This window comes from Acinetobacter sp. 25-47-122 (genome assembly GCF_056779695.1).
Genome location: NZ_JBWYIJ010000003.1, coordinates 71,202 through 91,209 on the forward strand (window position 1 = coordinate 71,202; position 20,008 = coordinate 91,209).

Below are 20,008 nucleotides of genomic sequence, written 5' to 3' on the forward strand. Positions count from 1 at the left end.
AATAATAAAATTGATACGTAAAAAGCTCGATTAAAGATTATATTTGCAACATCCTATTCTAATTACTTGTTATTCAAATGCTTAAGGTACTGTGAAGTCATTATCATGAAAAAAACTCTACTTGCAGTCAGTTTAATTGCGCTTAGCCCGATGAGCTTTGCATTGAACCTCGTTGAAGCCTATGAGCGAGCAAAGCAAACCGATCCAAATTGGCAAGCCAACGTGTTGCAGTATGAGGCTGATCAGTTAAATATAGGTTTAGCAAAAGGTAATTTGCTGCCGACAGTAACCGTTTCAGGAAATGTGACGCGTAAAAACCAAGATGTAAATCGTTCAAGTACAGAATCGAATCCTTTTTTTAATAGTTCTAACCTGTTGGCATCGACATCGACCACTCGTCAAATTGCGATTACTGCACGACAACCCATTTTCAGAATGGATGCTTGGCAGGGATATAAACAGGTAAAAACCTCAGTTCAACTGAGTGAAGTCACTTTAAAACAGCAACAGCAACAACATATATTAAATGTCTCTGAAGCTTATTTTAATGTACTACGTCAACAGGCTTTAACGCTCACTAACGCTCAAGAAGAAAAAGCATTATTCGAGCAGCTCAATATGATGAATGCCAAACTCAAAGAAGGTTTAGTTGCTGAAAGCGATGTGAGCGAAGCGAATGCACAATATCAAAATGCGCGAGCAAATCGAATTGCGACAGGTGTTCAATTAATCTTGGCACAAGAGCAACTTGCTCAGTTGATTGGACCTTACCAAGAAAAGCTCGCTGTTTTAAGTGATGATTTCGAGTATCAAAAGCCTGTACCGAATATCATGAGTGAATGGACTAAATTAGCTCAAGAACAGAATCTTGAAATTCTACAAGCGCGTTTGCAACGTCAATATGCCAATGATCAGCGACGTGTAGAGCAAGCGGCGCTTTATCCTCAAGTCGAAGCAGTAGTCACTTATGGTTATAGTGAACAGTCACCACAAACAGCTATATCAAGTGATGGGAAATTTGATCAGGTGGGTGTAGAAATGAACTGGAATGCCTACACCGGTGGAAGAACTAAAATTAATATTGATAAAGCGAAAAAAAATGTTGAAAAGTCGGAACGCCAATTAGAAGCTGCGATACGTAAAGCAACCACAGATGCTAAAAAATCTTACCTACAAATTGATATGGATAGTGCTACATTGCAAGCGCGCAAAGCTGCCATGGATTCTTCAGCATTAGTCGCGAAAGCATCCCAAGCTCAGTATGATGAAGGGCTTAAAAGTATGGTTGATGTGTTGCTTGCGCAAAGAAATGCTTTTGCAACGCGATTAGATTTTGTGAATGCTCAATATGATTATGTGTTGAATGTGTTGAGGTTGAAGGCTTCTGTGGGGCAATTGAATGAAAATGAGCTTCGTCAAATGAATGCATGGTTAGTTGAAAAATAGAATAAATTGATTGTTTTGTCATCAAATATTCACAATTGATATGCTTTAATATGGCAAAAATTTCAATCTATTCACGCTGTGTGGAGTAATAAGACTTTGAGCTCTAATAATCCTGTACTTAGCCACCATATTTCTTCTCAATTTAACGAAGATTTGCAAGATGTCCATACCAAATTTATGGCGATGGGTGGTTTGGTTGAGCAACAAGTTGCTAATGCCATTCATGCTCTTTTAGACACCAATGTGAATTTGGCTGTAGATGTCCAATTTCAGGATAATACGGTAAATCGCTATGAGCGTGAAATTGATGAAGGCTTGACTTTGATTTTAGTACGCCGTCATCCTGCTGCAAGTGATCTCCGTATGGTGATTGCAATGAGCAAGGCCAATACCGATTTAGAACGTATAGGTGATGAAGCAGCTAAAATTGCACGTATAGCCCAAAATCTATGTGAAGAAGGTGAGTCACCTCGTGGTTATATGGAAACACGTCATATCGGTAACCAAGTTCGAGTAATGATTCATGATGCATTGGATGCATTTGCACGCGTTGATGCAGAGCAAGCACTAAAAGTATTGTTGGCTGATGCAGATATCGATCGTGAATACCAATCTGCTACACGTACATTAATGACTTACATGATTGAGGATCCTCGTCATATTTCTCGTGTTCTGAATGTTATGTGGGTGCTGAGATCTCTAGAGCGTATTGGTGACCATGCGCGTAATATTTCTGAACAAGTGATTTATATGGCTAAAGGCTACGATGTTCGTCACACCAGTGTGGAAGAGATTGAGGAAAAAGTTCAAGGTAATCATTAAAATAGAATTCGTCTCAAACACAAAAACCTCGAACATCGAGGTTTTTTTATGCGGACACTAAACTTGAGTTCTGTAAAACATATAGACAAAAAAATTCCTAGATTTTGGGGGAAATCTAGGAAGGAAAACTGATGAAACAGTACGCTGTTATTATTATTTGTTCACTCATAATCTTGCTATGAAATAATAATATTTAAATTATGTGTAAAGTTCAGCTATAAAAGTGTGATTTTGTGTAATTTAATATTAATAAAATGTAAACTGGTTCACATTTAAGTATCTTATTCAATCCTGCCTATTTTATTGGTTTATGTCAATTATCATGATGATTTAAAAGTATTTTAGAATCGTTGAAATAAAAAAGCCCTGAATATCAGGGCTTTTTTCAAATTCATACTTATGCAGATTTTGCTTCAGCAGGTGCAGATAACATATGACCTGTTTCTTCAAAATTAGAATGCCAAGAGAGCGCTTCTGTAAGTAGGTGAGGGGTTTGTCCACCTTTAGCACATGCACGATCAAAATAGTCGTTTAATGCATCTTTATACAATGGGTGAACACAGTTATCAATGATTGCACGTGCACGTTCGCGCGGTGCAAGACCACGTAAATCAGCAAGACCTTGTTCAGTCACAAGAACGTCTACATCATGACCTGTATGATCTACGTGAGATGCCATTGGCACTACAGATGAAATGTCACCACCTTTAGCGATTGATTTTGTCACGAAGATTGCGATATGCGCATTACGTGCGAAGTCACCTGAACCACCAATACCATTCATCATTTTTGAACCACATACGTGCGTAGAGTTCACATTGCCGTAGATGTCAAATTCAAGCGCAGTATTGATCCCGATAATCCCTAAACGGCGTACCAATTCTGGGTGGTTTGAAATTTCTTGAGGGCGTAATACAAGTTTGTCTTTGTATTGCTCAAGATTATTGAATACTTTTTCACCATAACGGGCAGAAAGTGTAATTGATGAGCCAGAAGCGAATTTCATTTTACCAGCATCAATTAATTCAAAAGTACAGTCTTGAAGTACTTCTGAGTACATGATGAGATCTTCAAAATTCGATTCCTTAAGACCCGTTAATACCGCATTGGCAATTGAACCAATACCTGCTTGTAATGGACCTAAATTTTTAGGAAGACGTTCATCAGCGACTTCTTTTTCAAAGAATTCGATTAAGTGGTTTGCAATTGCTTGAGTCTCATCATCTGGTGCAGTCACTGTTGATGGAGAATCATGGAATTCGCTGTTAAATACGATGCCAACAATTTTAGCAGGATCGATATTAATTGCATGTGTACCAATACGCTCATCGACTTGAGTGAGTGGGATCGGCTGACGTGTCGGACGATAAGATGGGATATAAATATCGTGCAAGCCTTCGAATGCTAGGCTTAAATTTGTGTTAATTTCAACAATTACTTTTTCTGCAAAGATTGCAAAGCTTGCTGAGTTACCTACTGAAGTAGTTGGAATGATGCCACCATCTTCAGTAATTGCTACAGCTTCGATGACTGCAATATCAGGCTTTTTCAATTGTTTATTACGCATTTGTTCAACAGTTTCTGACAAATGCTGATCAATAAACATTACTTCGCCTTTATTGATCGCCTTACGCAAAGTATTGTCGACTTGGAAAGGTAGACGACGAGCCAATACGCCAGCTTCAGTTAACTGTTTATCTAAGTCATTACCCAAAGACGCACCTGTGATTAAAGTGATCTTTAAAGGGTTTGTATGAGCGCGTTTTACCAATGCCAATGGAACTGCTTTAGCTTCACCAGCACGCGTGAAACCACTCATACCTACGGTCATGCCATCTTCAATAAACGTTGAAGCTTGTTCAGCTGAAATGACTTTTTCATGAAGTGACTCTAAACGAATGCGATCTAAAGACATGGTTTACTCTTCTCTTGATATTCTGGATCTGGCACCGATTGTACCGATCAAGCGAGCCATTTTGCATACCTGTTAGGCTAAGGTCTAATTTTTTCAAAAAATGCGGATATAAAGATATATTATGGTTTATAAGATATTGTTTTTTATATTTAATTTTCATTGTGGTGAATAATTAAACCAATTCAACCGTTCAACTATTCACCATTCATCAAAATCGTTCGGTGATGGTTTGCCTGATTTTATCTAAGGTGCTATTGGTTGAAATATCAGCAACTTGAGGTGTTGAAAGGGGCAGTAGAATGACCGCTTCAAGACCTCCTTCAGGACGATTATGAATTTTTAATTCACCTTCATGAATATCGACAATTCGTTTCACAATAGCTAAACCAAGACCACTCCCTTGGATTGTTCGTGCTTCATTACCACGTACAAAAGGTTGCATAAGGTCTTCAATTTGATCTTCTGGGATTCCAGCACCGTGATCAGCAACACAAATTTTTAGATGATCTCCCTCGACTTTCGCACTTAGCTCAATGGGTTCAGCACCATAACGCTTAGAATTATTAATTAAGTTACCAATTAAGCGCTTGAGGGAAAGCGAACGAGCAGTAATTAGTGGGAGTTCTTCTGGTTCAAAGCGAATATCCAGGGGTTTAAACTGAATAACTAATTCTTGCAAAAGGGTATTGATATTGGTTTCTTTCAGGTCTTCATCTGAACCATCACGCATGTAAGAAATAAACTGATTAAGAATGGCATCCATATCATCCACATCAAAGATTAAGCCTTCTTTCAAGAAGTCATCATCTGACATCATTTCGGCACTCAGTCGAATTCGAGTGAGCGGGGTTCTTAAATCATGTGAAATACCAGCCAACATAATTTGACGATCACGTTCAGTGAGCTCCAATGTATAAATCATATGATTAAAGGCTTGGTTGACTTGGCGGATTTCCAAAGGTCCGTGGTTCGTCTCAAGATAGGGGGCTTTTCCAGTTTTACTATAGCTATTTGCTGCATTTTGAAGTCGGCGTAGTGGGCGATTGAGCTGTCTCACTAAAGTTAAGATAATCATGGCTGAAATCAGCGGTACGCCAAGAAACCATGCCAAAATCAATTCGGGGCTATAATTCGCATAAGTTTTTAACGGCTCTTGAACCCAATTCCCGTTCATTTCTGGAGTTTGAATCCAAATACGTGGACTGGGTTTAAATTGGAAATAGACAGTGACTTCAGGTACGTCGAGTTCTTTGGCTAATCGTTTTTCAACTTGATTCGTAAAGAATTCAGCGATGACTTTGTCACGCTGGTTGGGGAATGCAGCAGGGTCTGTAACGTATTCAATTCCAACACGCTGTTTTAACCATGTATCAACATCAAGTTCAGTGTCACCATGAAAAATTCGAAGGTCAGGGTTGTTGATAATTTCGAGTTCAACTGCAAGGTAGCGTGCATGCTGTTGAATCTCTGGCAAATAGAGGGTTTTCCAAAAAAACCAAAGTGACATAAACAGACTAAAGAACACCACAAAAACAACTAAAACTGTTGTTCTCATTGCAGCGGAGCGCGGCTTGATTTTGTCAAGAAAGCGTTCCCATTTGGTTCGTTTTCGCTCTGAATACGCAACAAACTCATTAAATTTTTGTGGGTCAATAGGATCAAGTTTCACGGTCTAACCTGAGAATTTGGGCTTAAAAAGAATAAGTGCATGTAATTGTTCAATACATAAAATAAAGACCCCGACATCATTGATGGCGGAGTCCATTGTTTAAAAATTATTCTGCACCATCTGGTACGAATACGTATCCCACACCCCACACCGTTTGAATATAGCGTGCACGAGCCGGATTTTCCTCGATTAAACGACGTAAACGAGAGACTTGAACATCAATAGAGCGTTCCATTGCTCCCCATTCACGACCACGTGCCAAATTCATTAATTTATCACGTGTCAACGGTTCACGAGGATGTTGCACCAATGCTTTGAGTACTGCGAACTCACCAGTAGTTAAGGTCACCACTTGACCCTCACGAGTCAATGTTCGAGTCGATAGATCGAGTGACCAAGGACCAAATGAAACCACTTCAACATTCTGGCTTGGTGCCCCAGGAACCTCACGCACTTGTCGACGTAGTACAGCTCGGATACGAGCTAACAATTCATTTGGGTTGAATGGTTTTGGTAGATAGTCATCAGCACCTGCTTCAAGCCCTGCAATACGATCAGAGTCGCTACCACGTGCAGTGAGCATAATAATAGGCGTGTCGATGTTAGACTGCCTTAAACGACGACAAATGCTTAAACCATCTTCTACAGGAAGCATAAAATCTAAAACGATGAGCGAGAAAAGTTCACGTTGTAATAACCGATCCATTTGCGTGGCATCATGTGCGGTTTTAACCACAAAACCTTTATCTTCTAAAAACCGTTGTAAAAGGGTACGAAGACGCACATCATCGTCGACGACCAGAATGCGCTCAACTCTGTCAGTGTCATTGTGTACTACATCAGTATTTTCAGCAGGTACAACTAAACTCATGATGCACTCCCTTAAAAGTTGTATTTATAAATATTCATTTGTCTCAGTATAATGCCTAAGTTCTTGTTAAGACTATGTATCAAATTGCTCAAAATTACAATTTTAAGCGTGTTTTGAAACCAAATCACAACAAGTGTTGACCTGTTTTTAGGCAAATAATTTAAAATAAAATCGCTATTCAATATGAAGCTAATTTGAAGTGGTATTGAAAGCAAGAAATTTACATCAAAATTAGAAAAATAAAGTGATTTTAAAGAGTTAAATGTTTTAGTTGATTGTCAAAGTGATGACACAATGAGGCATTACACTCACATAATTGATCAGAGACTTCACCTGAAGCTTTTTCTTTGGGAGATAAAACCAGAAAAATTTAGACTTTTATTTAAAATTTCATTGCAAATATTCAAAACAATTGTGGATTTTATAGTCTCGGTCTTTATAATCACTAACTTTTAGTCCTTATCCTTGTGGAATTTAACACGATGACTGACTTAGTTCAGCAGTTGGCAAGTGAACTTGCCGTACGTCCAAACCAAGTAGAAGCTGCCATTAAGCTGATTGATGAAGGTTCTAGTGTTCCATTTATTGCACGTTACCGTAAAGAAGTAACTCAAGGCTTAGACGATACGCAGTTACGTCAACTGGATACCCGATTAACTTACCTTCGTGATTTATTTGAACGCCGTGAAAAGGTCATTGAATCACTGAAAGAACAAAATAAACTCACGGATGATTTGTTAGCTCGCGTCAATGCCGTTGAAACAAAAAATGCATTAGAAGAAATTTACGCACCGTATCGTCCAAAACGTACCAGTAAATCATTTAAAGCAAAAGAGGCTGGTTTAGGCCCAATCGCTGAAAAAATCTATAATGAAAATGTTGAACCTGCAGAAGCTTTAGCAGGATTTAATCATGAAGATTATCCTGATTTAGAAAGTCAATTAGACGCTGTTCAACATATTCTCATTGATGACTGGGCACAAAATATTGCACTTACGACAGAGCTTAAAGCGATGTTTGCAAAAACAGCAGTGTTAAAAAGCTTAGTTGCTAGTGAAGAGAAAAAAGAAGTTGGTAAAAAATTCCGTGACTACTTCGATTTTTCTGAAAATTTAAACAAAGTTCCATCACATCGCTTATTGGCAATGTTACGTGGACGTCAAGAGAATGTACTCGGTCTAAAAGTTGATGGTGAAAATGATGCTCCTTTGGCGCGCATTGAAACTGAATACAATCTTGATCAAGTTCAACCTCAAGCCCGTCAAGATTTTCTGAAGCAAACTGCAAAATTATTCTGGCTCGGCAAAGTCCGCCCTACAATTGAGCATTCACTTCTGACAGAAAAGCGTTTGGCTGCTGAAGCAGAAGCAATGCAAGTATTTGCAGAAAATTTACGTCATTTACTTTTATCTGCACCAGCAGGTTCACGTACTACTTTAGGTGTGGATCCTGGTATCCGTACAGGTGTGAAATTGGCTGTCGTGAATGCATCTGGAGATGTATTGGCGCACAGCACGATTTATCCATTCGCACCTAAAGAAGATAAAGAAGGGTCGATCAATGAATTGGCACGTTTATGTCGTGAATTCAATGTTGAGCTAATTGCTATTGGTAACGGTACCGCGAGTCGTGAAACAGAAGCTGTTGTTGCGGAAATGATGGCTGCTCATGCTGATCTTAACTTAACGCGCGTGTCTGTATCTGAAGCAGGTGCTTCAGTATATTCAGCATCTGAATTGGCTTCACAAGAATTACCAGATTTAGACGTATCGATTCGTGGTGCAGTATCTATTGCGCGTCGTTTACAAGATCCATTGGCTGAACTTGTGAAGATTGATCCTAAATCAATTGGTGTAGGTCAATATCAACACGATGTGAATCAAACAGGCTTGGCAAAAACGCTTGAAGCTGTAGTGGAAGACTGTGTGAACTCAGTTGGTGTAGATGTGAATACAGCATCTTCAGCGATTTTGGGTTACATCGCAGGATTAAACAAATCTATAGCACAGCAAATTGTAGACTACCGTAAAGAGAATGGTCGTTTTGATAATCGTCAAGATTTGAAAAAAGTACCACGCTTAGGTGAGCGTACTTTTGAGCAAGCTGCAGGTTTCTTACGTATTCAAGACGGTTCAGAGCCATTGGATGCTTCAGCAGTTCATCCTGAGTCTTATGGTTTAGTCAACAAGATTGTTGAAGCGAAAGCGACCACTGTAAAAGATATTATTGGCAATACTGAAATCATTCGTCAGGTTAAACCTGAAGAGTTTGTTGATGACAAATTTGGTTTACCAACGATCCAAGATGTTTTGGCGGAGCTTGAAAAACCAGGTCGTGATCCCCGTCCAGAGTTCCGTACAGCGAAGTTCCGTGATGACATTACTGAGGTTTCACAGCTGACTGAAGGCTTAGAGCTTGAAGGTGTAGTGACTAATGTAACGAACTTTGGTGCATTTGTTGATGTTGGTGTTCATCAAGATGGTTTAGTTCATATTTCAGAACTAGCGAATGAATTTATTTCTGATCCACATAAGTTTGTGAAACCAGGGCAAATTGTTCAAGTGCGTGTGTTACAAGTTGATGTGGAACGTAATCGCGTGAATTTATCGATGCGTCCTGCAGGATCTGAAGTACCTGCGAAGGCACCGCGCCAGCCACGTCGTGAAACTCATGGTCAGCAAGAGCAACGTGGTGAGCGTAAACCACATGCTAAGCGTCCTCAGCAAGCACGTCCACACGGTGATCGCCCACAACATGCGAAAAAACCTCAGCAGCAGAAACCACAAGAACAGAAGATTGGTGGTTTAGGTGCATTATTATTACAAGCAGGGGTTAAAGGTTCGAAGTAATCTTTAATCAGGTAAAAAACCTCCCATATGGGAGGTTTTTTTATGCTTATGTTTTTAAATAAATGAAGAACATCAAGGTGATTTATTTTAAATATAAACTTTAAGATGGTATAAAACAATAAGAAAAACTTAATAATCAATTCATCACTTCAAAATTATTTTTAACTTTATAAGTCATATAATTAAGAGAAATTAAACATGAGTATATCTCAAAATGAAGAGCTGAAACCTCGATTTTATAGTCGTGATTTGCTCTCAGGTCTGGTTGTTTTCCTTGTTGCACTTCCGCTTTGTTTGGGCATAGCTCATGCATCAGGTGCACCACTCATTTCAGGCATCATTGCTGGCGTGATTGGTGGAATCGTTGTTGGTTTTTTTAGTGGCTCACATATCAGTGTATCTGGTCCCGCTGCAGGCTTAGTGGCGATCGTATTGACCCAAATTGAATTACTTCAAGGTAATTATCAAGCCTTTTTGTTCACATTGTTTTTAGCTGGAATTTTACAAATATTATTTGGTATTTTTAGGTTAGGTGTTTTCTCAAATTTCGTACCCACCAATGTGATTTTGGGATTACTTGCCGCGATTGGTCTGTTACTGATTATCAGTCAATTACCCAAATTGATTGGTTTGGACGTCAAAGGCTTTGTTTTGATTGATCAATGGTCAATTCAATCTGTGCTGAGTCATATTGATATCGGCTCAGGATTAATTGGTCTGAGTTGTATTGCGTTAATTCTACTGTGGGATAGTAGTAAATTAAAAAAACTGCCGCTGCCTTCAGCCTTGATTGCGGTGATATTTGCTGGACTTCTCAACTTTATCATGTTGAAAATCGGCTCTCCATATGCAGTAAACCCTCAACAATTGATTAATCTTCCGAATATCTTTTCTGGTTCAGAAGCGATTTTCCAGTTTCCAGATTTTTCGTATTGGAATAATAGTTTAATTTATACGGGTGCAATTACTTTAGCGGTGGTGGCTTCTCTTGAAACACTGTTAAATTTAGAAGCTGCCGATAAGATGGATCCACAAAAGCGCTCATCACCACCGAATCGTGAATTATTTGCACAGGGGGTAGGAAACTCTATGTCAGGATTGATCGGTGGTATGCCGATTACATCAGTCATTGTTCGTAGTTCAGTGAATGCAACCAGTGGAGCTAAAACTAAATTTTCTGCAATCTTTCATGGTTTTTTACTGATTGTTGCAGTGGCGGCGCTCACCCCATTGATCAATGCGATACCGCTATCTTCATTGGCAGCAATCTTAATCTTGACTGGATTTAAATTGGCAACACCAAGCCTATTTAAACGGATTTATGCGCAGGGTTGGAAACAATTTTTACCTTTTATTGTCACGGTAGTTGCAATCATTGCAACTGATTTACTGAAAGGCATCATGATTGGTTTAGTGATCAGTTTATTGATTATCTTACAGAGTCATCTACACCGTGGTGTACGTGTGATCCATGAAAAACATTTGCATGGCTCACTTACCCGTATTGAATTAGCACCGAATTTAAGTTTTTTAAATCGTGCCGCACTCGTCACCGCTTTAGAAAAAATTAAACCGCATGAAACGGTGCTAATCGATGCATCCAATACCTATTATATTGATCCAGATATCTATCAAATTATTAAGGACTTTCAAAGTGAAGTGGCGGTAAAGCAGGGGGTAAAAGTTAATTTACAGGGTTTTAAAGCACATTATCCTGAAATAAAAGAGGACGAGCTCGATCTTGATGTGAGTACGCAAGAACTCCAAAAACAGCTCAGTCCTGATCAAGTTTTACAGATGTTAAAAGACGGGAACTTGCGTTTTATTAATCATCAGCGTTTACACCATAATATTGCTCGCCAAATTCAAGTTACGTCAAATGCAGGGCAACACCCTATTGCTGCAGTGTTGGGTTGTATGGATTCTAGAGCACCGACAGAGCGCATTTTTGATGTAGGAATCGGTGATTTATTCAGTTTGCGTATTGCTGGAAATATTGCTGGTCAAAAAGTCGTAGGGTCTTTAGAGTTCGCATGTAAAACCAAGGGTTCAAAACTGATCGTGGTATTGGGGCATACGGACTGTGGAGCGGTAGGATCTGCTTGTAATTTATTTGAGCAAAAGGTGGATTTGAGTCAACTGAAAGATACACCGAACGTTCAGCATTTCTTGAAGCCGATTATGCAGGCGGCAGAAACAGTCAAAAATGATATGAGTAATTATCAACTTACAACCAATTTTATTGATGCTGTAACCGTGTTAAATGTGCGAAATAATATTAATTATATTATTAAAAATAGTGACACGCTAAGAGACATGATTGAGCGTAAAGAGATTGGGATTGTTGGCGCAATCTATGATGTGAAATCTGGTCAAGTCAACTTTTTATCTTAAATGGTCTCATTTCATCAGTAAGTGATATTAAAAACCTCCCAAATGGGAGGTTTTTAATTTATCCATTAATCATGGGGACAATCCAGCTGGTTAAGATCAATAAAATCCCGAGATGACCTAATTTTCGTGAAATTTTTACGAATTTTGGAACTGATTGTTCGATCTTTTGTGCATAGTCTTGTAGGTTGGCAGCTTTAGTTTGGCGGCTATGCCACAAGAATACGGCAAGATCGATACAGATGAGAATAGTGCCCACATCAGCAACAACGTCTAAAACTTTAAATTCTTGAGTATAAAAACCGAGAGTAACTTGATAAATGAGGAATATCGCAAATGCGATGGCTGCACATTGCAGCACTAAAGCTAAACCACGCATAAGTACAAAGCATAAAATCAATAAGATGCAAGGTTTATAACATAACTCTGCCGCCTAACGAATGATCTCGATTTTTTTTTTACGCCTATATTTGAACCCAATCATGATTAGCACTAAATAAGATTCGGTAAGATCAAGCTGAATGCGATCGTGCCTAAACCTATTTTTGACAAATGATATGCATAAGACTTTGGTGCTTTGGCATGATTCATCTGCTGTTGATCCAATTCAGTTTTATTTTGAGCATCGGCTGGTTTTATGTTGAATCCCAGCTCAAGCAAAATTAAAAATAAACCTAGCTGTAATAAGGTGTCGAATGAGTAATGTTGCTGAATAATCATGCTCATGATTTGAGTAAAAATCAAAACGGCAACTGCTAGAAAAAATAATCTAAAAAAATAAATTTGAGCCATGACAAACTCCTATTTTATGTTTTGATCATGGCATTTAATTCTTAAAGAATAATTAAAATCACACAGTGAAAATGTAACAAGATCATCTCACAAAGTACTTAAATTAACTTGTTCGATCACCAATGTTCGCCAGGAAATAGTCGGGCATATGCACGCTGTACAATGTTTAATTTCTCTTGGCGACCGACAGAAGCAGTAGAGCTTGGAAATAAATTAAATCCAATCGACATCAATTTATTATTAATATCAGGTGCAATTGCATAAGTAATTGATGCAAGTTTTCCAAGACCAGTCGCTACCTTTTTTGGACGGTTCACAATAGCACCAGCGATTAAATCTGCAGCTTGATTCGGTGAAAGTGCTGGCACGTATTTATATATTTTAGTTGGAGCGATCATCGGCGTTCTGACCAAAGGCATGTAGACCGAGGTGATAGCGATATTATGCGCATGTACTTCAGCTGATAGGCAACGGCTAAATGCATCCAATGCAGCTTTTGAAGCGACATATGCAGAGAAGCGTGTAGCATTGGCTAATACACCAATTGAACTAATATTAATAATATGTCCACGTTCACGGTCTATCATATGTGGAAGGATATTTAAAATGAGGCGAACAGCACCAAAATAGTTGAGTTGCATCGTGCGTTCAAAATCGTGAAAACGGTCGATGGACTCATGGACTGCACGGCGAATCGAACGACCTGCATTATTAATTAAAATATCAATATGTGTGACGCTATTGAAGATTTGTTGCGTTACAGCATCGATTGAACTCATATCATTCAAATCACAAGGAAAAATGTCAGCTTTTCCCCCTTTTTGCTCAATCTCATATTTTACTTGTTGTAAAGTTTCCTCAGTTCGTGCCACCAATAATACATGCGCACCTGCCGCAGCCAATTGATGTGCAACAGTTAAACCGATACCACTGGACGCGCCTGTAATCAGAATATTTTTTCCATGGACACGTTTTTTAAAACGTTGTTCTAATTTTTTATTCACTTCATTCTCCCTGTAAATGCAATGAATTGTGGAACACGTATTTTTAAACGTGTCATACAAATCAGCATAGTGGAAAAATGAAAATAAACCATGGCATAAGTTTATGAATTTATTGTAAAAATTAGAGTAAATGCTCTAATTTTTTATTGTGGTAATACGAATAAAATAATTGAAAAAGACGATATGGTAAATGAGGATAAAGCCCCAGTCATGAGGCTTTATTTCTAATGTATTACCAAGATTAAACTTGAGCGAGCGCTTGTTCTAGGTCGGCGATTAAATCGTCAGCATGTTCGATTCCAATAGATAAGCGAACCATATCCGTAGAAACGCCAGCAGCTTTTAACTCTTCTTCATTCAATTGGCGATGCGTTGTGGTTGCTGGGTGACATGCTAAGCTTTTTGCATCACCGATATTCACCAATCGTGTGAATAATTGTAGGGCATCAATAAAGCGAGTTCCGCCTGCTAAGCCATCCTGTACACCAAATGAAAGAATTGCTGAAGGTTTGCCCTTAACGTATTTCTGAGCTAAAGCATGTTGCGGGTGATCAGGTAGTCCTGCGTAATTTACCCATTTTACTTTTGGATGAGCTTGTAAATATTGAGCAACTTTTAAAGCATTTTCAGTATGACGTTCCATACGTAAACTTAATGTTTCTAAACCTTGCAGGATTAAGAAAACATTTTGTGGGCTAATCGCTGCACCTGTGTTGCGTAATGGCACGACACGAGCACGTGCAATATAAGCTGCTTCACCAAGCGCTTCGACATAGTTCACGCCGTGATAGCTTGGATCGGGAGTATTTAATGCTTTAAAACGATCTGGATATTTACCCCAAGGGAATTTACCGCTGTCAACAATGATACCGCCGATCGAATTACCATGTCCGCCGATGTACTTGGTTAGAGAGTGAACAACAATATCTGCACCAAATTCAAAAGATTTTTGAAGCACTGGTGTAGCAACCGTATTGTCCACAATCACAGGAATACCAAGTTCATGTGCAAGCTTGGAAATCGCCTCTAAATCAATAATATTGCCGAGTGGATTACCAATAGACTCAACGAAGACTAATTTAGTTTTTTCATCAACAAGTGCCCGCAAACTTTCTGGATTTTGATAATCGAAGAAGCGCACTTCGATCCCTTGTTTTGGTAGCGTATGTGCAAATAAATTATATGTACCACCATAAAGTGTAGATACAGAAGCGATATTGTCCCCAGCTTCAGCAATGGTTTGAATGGCATAGGTAATGGCTGCCATACCTGATGCAAGTGCTAATGCGCCGATCCCACCTTCGAGTGCTGCAATACGTTGTTCAAGCACAGCAGTCGTTGGGTTCATAATCCGTGTATAAATATTCCCAGAGACCTTTAAATCGAATAGGTCTGCGCCATGTTGCGTATTATCAAATGAGTAAGACGTCGTTTGATAAATGGGTACCGCAACAGCTTTAGTCGTTGGTTCAGGTGAGTATCCAGCATGGATGGCGAGGGTTTCGTCCTTATATGTCATTTTGAGATCTTCTTGTGGTTTAAAAATTGTTCAATGAGAATATAGCACCCTAATCATATTATAAAATTTATAAAATATTGAAAAAGTTATCTAAAATTCTCATATGTTGCTCATTTAAAAGCCATATTCTTGTGCACTTTGAATGGTGAATTTGATGAAAAAATAAACTTGTAACATTCCTTGCAAGTTCGGGCGTATGGCTTATGTTTTTATCGTATTCATCGTATAATGCTCGCTAATTATTTGTCCGCGATTTGTATTTACAGCGGATTTTGTTTTTTTTATAGAGGAGTCCTACGTGGCCCAATATATTTACACGATGAACCGTGTGTCTAAGATGGTTCCGCCTAAGCGCGAAATCCTTAAAGACATCTCTTTATCATTTTTCCCAGGCGCTAAAATTGGTGTTCTTGGTTTAAACGGTGCAGGTAAATCTACCTTGCTTCGTATTATGGCTGGCGTAGATAAAGATTTCTCTGGTGAAGCTCGTGCACAACCAGGCATCAAAATCGGCTACCTTGAGCAAGAGCCGCCATTAGATGAAACAAAAGACGTTCGTGGCAACGTTGAAGATGGCGTTCGTGAAGCACTTGATGCGTTAGCTCGTCTTGATGAAGTTTTCGCTGAATATGCAGCTGAAGATGCCGACTTTGATGCACTTGCAAAAGAGCAAGAAAAGCTTGAAGCAATTATTCAAACTTGGGATGCGCATAACTTAAATAACCAGCTTGAACAAGCAGCGGCAGCGTTAAACTTGCCAGCTTGGGATGCTGATGTCACTAAATTGTCAGGTGGTGAGCGCCGTCGTGTGGCACTTTGCCGTTTGCTCTTGTCTAAACCAGACATGTTGCTTCTTGACGAACCGACGAACCATTTGGATGCATCATCTGTTTCATGGTTGGAACGTTTCTTAAAAGACTTCCCTGGTACAATCGTTGCGATTACGCATGACCGTTATTTCTTGGATAACGTTGCTGAGTGGATTCTTGAGCTTGACCGTGGTATGGGTATCCCTTATCAAGGTAATTATTCTTCTTGGTTAGAGCAGAAAAATGCCCGCTTAGAGCAAGAACAGAAGCAAGAAGAATCTTTTGCTAAAGCATTGAAAAAAGAACTTGAATGGGTTCGTTCTAATGCAAAAGGTCAGCAAAAGAAAAATAAAGCACGTATGGAACGCTTTGAAGAGCTTAACTCTCGTGAATTCCAACAACGTAACGAAACGTCTGAAATCTACATTCCACCTGGTCCACGTCTGGGGAACAAGGTTGTAGAAGTTGAAGGCATCAGCAAATCGTTTGGTGATCGTACACTTTACAAAGATTTATCTTTTGTTGTTCCACCTTGTGCGATCGTGGGTATCGTGGGTGAGAACGGTGCGGGTAAAACCACACTATTCCGTATGATGACAGGCGAATTGCAACCTGATACAGGTACGGTAACGCTAGGTGAGTCAGTTAAAGTGGCTTACGTGGGTCAGATTCGTGACACCTTAGATAACAATAAAACGGTTTGGGAAGAAGTTTCTGGCGGTTTAGATATCTTACGTATTGGTGAATATGAAATCGCATCACGTGCGTATATTGGTCGTTTTAACTTTAAAGGCCAAGATCAGCAGAAGCGTGTAGGTCAATTGTCAGGTGGTGAGCGTAACCGTTTACAGCTTGCGAAAATTCTACAAATGGGCGCAAACGTTATCCTTCTCGATGAACCATCGAACGACTTGGATATCGAAACTTTACGTGCACTTGAGGATGCAATTTTAGTATTCCCTGGTACTGTAATGGTCATCTCGCATGACCGTTGGTTCCTAGATCGTATTGCAACGCACATCTTGTCATTCGAAGGTGAAACACCAGAATTCTTCACAGGAAACTATGCTGAGTTCGAAGAATATCGTCGTAAACGTGACGGCGATGATTTAGTGGCTAAGCGCCAGAAATATCGCAAAATTGGTGGTTAATTCCATCTAATAAAAAAACCAGCCTTCAGGCTGGTTTTTTTATGAATTAATTTTATGAAAAAGCTAAAAGACTATAAGCTTGAAGTAGAGTTCTTTTTGCATTTTCATTTCCAGCATTCGCTGATTGGTTCAGCCATTTTTCAGCAATTTGATAATTTCGATCCAAACCTAGTTCACCATTTAAGTAACTCAGACCTAATTGATATTGTGCTTCAGCATTCCCACGTAATGCATCACGTAGGTATAACCACATTTGATTTCGAGGGTTTAAGGATGTGGATGGCTCGAGATTGGATAAATTAGCCGTTCGAGTAGGTTTTAGATCAAAGAATAGTGATTGAAATAGTTTTTATTATCATTATGGTTCTCCTTGCTTATCCATGCAAAAATGAGATATATTTCATTAAATTATGCTCTTTTGAAGGTTTTGTCTACTACTCATATATAAAATTTAAATTTATTTAATTTTAAGTCCTTAAAGCTCAAATGAGCTTTAAGGACTTATGAAAATAAACAATTAATTTTCCCATTCGTGATTACATTCACGGCATTTCCATTTCTTTTGAGATTGCATGAAGGCTTGCATCGAAATTTTGAAATCTGGTAAATCTTTCCAGAACATCACACCCGCAATCACTGCAATTAAAAATACGATCACAGTTGCAATTTGAAGTGTCTCACCAGCACCATTACTAAAAATCATCAGTACAACGCTAATAATCACCAATAATAGGAGTAAAAATAGAGTGGGTATGAGGATGATTAAGCTTTTAGGAACATTTGGTCGTACAGCAGGTGCATTGGCACTTGCTAAAGGAAGAATTTTACGACTTTGACATTTAGGGCATTGGTACTGCATGAGCGCTCCGTATTTCTTTTGCTTAATTCTATAACATCGAAACTAAAATCAAAAATGTATAGATGAAAAAAAACCACTGATCGAGGTCAGTGGTTTTTTAGAATTTGGCGTCCCTACGGGGATTCGAACCCCGGTTACCGCCGTGAAAGGGCGATGTCCTAGGCCTCTAGACGATAGGGACTTATGAGGCAACACAGTCAATGCTATAAAAGCAATCTAGGTATCAAGCTAAGTGCTCAATCTGTGTGAGCGCTATATTAGGGATATAACACTCATGCGTCAATAAAAAATTTAATTAAGCTTCATCAACTGCATCATTTTTCGGCAGTTTTAAGCTTTCATTCAATTTTTCCCATACTTTAAGCTCTTTTTTACTTGGACCGCCAACGATTTCGAGTGCATGACGCAGACGAGCAAAAGTCAAATCAGGACCAATGGTCACCATGGTTTGCATCACTGGCGTTGAAGCAGTAGAACCCGCAATGGCAATAAAGAACGCAGGCATAAAGTCACGTAATTTAATTTCCATTTGTGCAGCTAAATCCATTAGCGTTTGGCTAACAGTGTCATTATTCCAAGTAAATAAGCTTTCTAAGCGCCAAATTGCAAATTGTAGGCTTTGACGAACTTGCTCTTCAGATAACTTTTTACTTTCGAATTGTTCTTTAGACAGTGTAGGGAAGTGATTAAAATAATGTGCTGACCAATTCACTGCTTCAGACAATAGGTTAATACGTGGTTGGATTGCGGCAGCAATCTCTTCTAACTTGGCACGATCTGCCTTCCACGCCAATAAAGTATCTAAAAGCTCAGCAGGGCTAAGTGATTTGATCCATTGACCGTTTAACCAATTGAGTTTTTCTACATCGAAAATTGGACCCCCAAGCGATACACGTTGGATGTCAAAATTCTCGATCATCTCAGCCAAATTGAACTTTTCGCGTTCATCTGGCATTGACCAACCCATGCGACCCAAATAGTTGAGTAATGCTTCTGGTAATACACCGATATCTTTGTAGTAATTGATTGAAGTTGGGTTTTTACGTTTAGATAGTTTTGACTTATCAGGGTTACGTAAAAGTGGCATGTGGCAAAGCACAGGCATTTCCCAACCAAAATATTGGTAAAGCAATTGGTGTTTAGGTGCAGATGGAATCCATTCTTCACCACGAATCACGTGAGTGATTTCCATTAAATGGTCATCAACAACGTTTGCTAAGTGGTAAGTTGGTAGGCCATCGGTTTTCAACAGAATTTGCATGTCAACTTGTGCCCATGGAATTTCTACTTCACCACGGAGTAAGTCATTAAATTTACAAATCCCTTCTTCAGGTACTTTCATGCGAATAACATGTGGTTCGCCAGCCGCTAAACGTCTTTCAACTTCTTCTGGCGTATGTTTTAGACCACGACCGTCATAACGAGGAGACTCACCACGTGCTTGTTGTTCAGCACGCATTTGATCTAATTCTTCAGCAGTGGCAAAACAATAGAATGCATGACCTTTTTCAACCAGTTCTAACGCATATTTTTTATAAATATCCATACGTTCAGATTGACGGTATGGTGCATGAGGACCACCCACATCTGGACCTTCTGACCAATTCAACCCTAACCAGCGCAAAGAATCGAGAATCATTTTTTCTGATTCAGGTGTTGAGCGGAGTTGGTCTGTATCTTCAATACGTAAGATAAATTCACCGCCATGCTGTTGAGCAAAACATAGGTTAAATAATGCGATATAAGCAGTACCTACATGGGGGAAACCTGTAGGAGATGGTGCAATACGAGTACGAACTGTCATAGCCAGAAAAGTTATCAAATAAAAATTGGTTTTATTATAGCAAAAAGCCCAGTGGCTTAATGATTAATTCATTAAATCGGACTGGGCTAAATTTGGCTCAATTGGGG

The 20,008-nt window shown here is 39.1% G+C and carries 14 protein-coding genes, 1 tRNA gene and 1 pseudogene; 5 read left to right on the plus strand and 11 right to left on the minus strand.

From position 1 onward, the window contains the following. Positions 1-105: 105 nt before the first annotated feature. Positions 106-1,446, plus strand: coding sequence for a multidrug efflux outer membrane protein AbuO (gene abuO / locus AC1M9P_RS03375; RefSeq protein ID WP_035263926.1), 1,341 nt, complete (start codon positions 106-108; stop codon positions 1,444-1,446). Positions 1,447-1,542: 96 nt separating this feature from the next. After that, complete coding sequence (gene phoU, locus AC1M9P_RS03380; RefSeq protein WP_035263928.1) at positions 1,543-2,268, plus strand: phosphate signaling complex protein PhoU; 726 nt, start codon at positions 1,543-1,545, stop codon at positions 2,266-2,268. A 397-nt stretch (positions 2,269-2,665) separates the two neighbouring features. On the opposite strand, the gene AC1M9P_RS03385 is transcribed toward phoU, so the two are convergent. The 3 genes from AC1M9P_RS03385 to ompR form a co-directional block, all read right to left on the minus strand. Then, on the minus strand, positions 2,666-4,183 hold the full coding sequence (locus AC1M9P_RS03385; protein WP_035263930.1) for an acetyl-CoA hydrolase/transferase family protein: 1,518 nt from the start codon (positions 4,181-4,183) through the stop codon (positions 2,666-2,668). A 208-nt stretch (positions 4,184-4,391) separates the two neighbouring features. Beyond that, positions 4,392-5,852: an ATP-binding protein gene (locus AC1M9P_RS03390; RefSeq protein ID WP_481586722.1), complete on the minus strand. Its 1,461-nt coding sequence runs from the start codon at positions 5,850-5,852 to the stop codon at positions 4,392-4,394. A gap of 106 nt (positions 5,853-5,958) precedes the next feature. After that, positions 5,959-6,723: an osmolarity response regulator transcription factor OmpR gene (gene ompR, locus AC1M9P_RS03395; RefSeq protein ID WP_035263934.1), complete on the minus strand. Its 765-nt coding sequence runs from the start codon at positions 6,721-6,723 to the stop codon at positions 5,959-5,961. A gap of 482 nt (positions 6,724-7,205) precedes the next feature. On the opposite strand from ompR, the gene AC1M9P_RS03400 reads away from it, so the two are divergent. Together AC1M9P_RS03400 and AC1M9P_RS03405 are read left to right on the plus strand one after the other, a co-directional pair. Next, the gene (locus AC1M9P_RS03400; protein ID WP_481586723.1) at positions 7,206-9,572 is read left to right on the plus strand and encodes a Tex family protein; all 2,367 of its coding nucleotides are present in this window, start codon (positions 7,206-7,208) and stop codon (positions 9,570-9,572) included. A 198-nt stretch (positions 9,573-9,770) separates the two neighbouring features. Further along, a complete protein-coding gene (locus tag AC1M9P_RS03405) occupies positions 9,771-11,966 on the plus strand; it encodes a bifunctional SulP family inorganic anion transporter/carbonic anhydrase (RefSeq protein ID WP_481586724.1) in 2,196 nt (731 codons plus the stop codon). A 58-nt stretch (positions 11,967-12,024) separates the two neighbouring features. Here AC1M9P_RS03405 and AC1M9P_RS03410 read toward each other — a convergent pair whose 3' ends face one another. The 4 genes from AC1M9P_RS03410 to AC1M9P_RS03425 form a co-directional block, all read right to left on the minus strand. Next, positions 12,025-12,342 (minus strand): hypothetical protein, encoded by a 318-nt coding sequence (locus AC1M9P_RS03410; protein WP_092767300.1) that lies wholly within the window; start codon positions 12,340-12,342, stop codon positions 12,025-12,027. 113 nt (positions 12,343-12,455) lie between these two features. Next, positions 12,456-12,755, minus strand: coding sequence for a hypothetical protein (locus AC1M9P_RS03415; protein WP_035263939.1), 300 nt, complete (start codon positions 12,753-12,755; stop codon positions 12,456-12,458). Between the two features lie 116 nt (positions 12,756-12,871). After that, positions 12,872-13,759 carry an SDR family NAD(P)-dependent oxidoreductase gene (locus AC1M9P_RS03420; RefSeq protein WP_092767298.1) on the minus strand — a complete coding sequence of 296 codons (888 nt, stop codon included), beginning with the start codon at positions 13,757-13,759 and terminating at the stop codon, positions 12,872-12,874. A gap of 241 nt (positions 13,760-14,000) precedes the next feature. Continuing rightward, positions 14,001-15,278: an O-acetylhomoserine aminocarboxypropyltransferase/cysteine synthase family protein gene (locus AC1M9P_RS03425; RefSeq protein WP_035263942.1), complete on the minus strand. Its 1,278-nt coding sequence runs from the start codon at positions 15,276-15,278 to the stop codon at positions 14,001-14,003. Positions 15,279-15,576: 298 nt separating this feature from the next. On the opposite strand from AC1M9P_RS03425, the gene ettA reads away from it, so the two are divergent. Next, on the plus strand, positions 15,577-17,238 hold the full coding sequence (gene ettA / locus AC1M9P_RS03430) for an energy-dependent translational throttle protein EttA (RefSeq protein ID WP_035263944.1): 1,662 nt from the start codon (positions 15,577-15,579) through the stop codon (positions 17,236-17,238). Between the two features lie 52 nt (positions 17,239-17,290). Here the strand turns inward: ettA and AC1M9P_RS03435 are convergent. From AC1M9P_RS03435 to gltX, 4 genes and pseudogenes are all read right to left on the minus strand, one after another. Then, positions 17,291-17,506, minus strand: a pseudogene (locus tag AC1M9P_RS03435) (SEL1-like repeat protein); the annotation flags it as partial. 249 nt (positions 17,507-17,755) lie between these two features. Then, a complete protein-coding gene (locus AC1M9P_RS03440; protein ID WP_481586725.1) occupies positions 17,756-18,097 on the minus strand; it encodes a hypothetical protein in 342 nt (113 codons plus the stop codon). Between the two features lie 105 nt (positions 18,098-18,202). After that, positions 18,203-18,278: transfer RNA gene (locus AC1M9P_RS03445), tRNA-Glu, on the minus strand. A 114-nt stretch (positions 18,279-18,392) separates the two neighbouring features. Then, positions 18,393-19,901: a glutamate--tRNA ligase gene (gene gltX, locus AC1M9P_RS03450; RefSeq protein ID WP_481586726.1), complete on the minus strand. Its 1,509-nt coding sequence runs from the start codon at positions 19,899-19,901 to the stop codon at positions 18,393-18,395. Positions 19,902-20,008: the final 107 nt, after the last annotated feature.

What these genes read in the sequence shown, in the direction of transcription:
- abuO (WP_035263926.1), top strand. Translation starts at nt 106, where the DNA reads ATGAAAAAAACTCTACTTGCAGTCAGTTTAATTGCGCTTAGCCCGATG.
- AC1M9P_RS03385 (WP_035263930.1), bottom strand. Translation starts at nt 4,183, where the DNA reads ATGTCTTTAGATCGCATTCGTTTAGAGTCACTTCATGAAAAAGTCATT.
- ompR (WP_035263934.1), bottom strand. Translation starts at nt 6,723, where the DNA reads ATGAGTTTAGTTGTACCTGCTGAAAATACTGATGTAGTACACAATGAC.
- AC1M9P_RS03400 (WP_481586723.1), top strand. Translation starts at nt 7,206, where the DNA reads ATGACTGACTTAGTTCAGCAGTTGGCAAGTGAACTTGCCGTACGTCCA.
- AC1M9P_RS03405 (WP_481586724.1), top strand. Translation starts at nt 9,771, where the DNA reads ATGAGTATATCTCAAAATGAAGAGCTGAAACCTCGATTTTATAGTCGT.
- AC1M9P_RS03410 (WP_092767300.1), bottom strand. Translation starts at nt 12,342, where the DNA reads ATGCGTGGTTTAGCTTTAGTGCTGCAATGTGCAGCCATCGCATTTGCG.
- AC1M9P_RS03415 (WP_035263939.1), bottom strand. Translation starts at nt 12,755, where the DNA reads ATGGCTCAAATTTATTTTTTTAGATTATTTTTTCTAGCAGTTGCCGTT.
- AC1M9P_RS03425 (WP_035263942.1), bottom strand. Translation starts at nt 15,278, where the DNA reads ATGACATATAAGGACGAAACCCTCGCCATCCATGCTGGATACTCACCT.
- AC1M9P_RS03440 (WP_481586725.1), bottom strand. Translation starts at nt 18,097, where the DNA reads ATGCAGTACCAATGCCCTAAATGTCAAAGTCGTAAAATTCTTCCTTTA.
- gltX (WP_481586726.1), bottom strand. Translation starts at nt 19,901, where the DNA reads ATGACAGTTCGTACTCGTATTGCACCATCTCCTACAGGTTTCCCCCAT.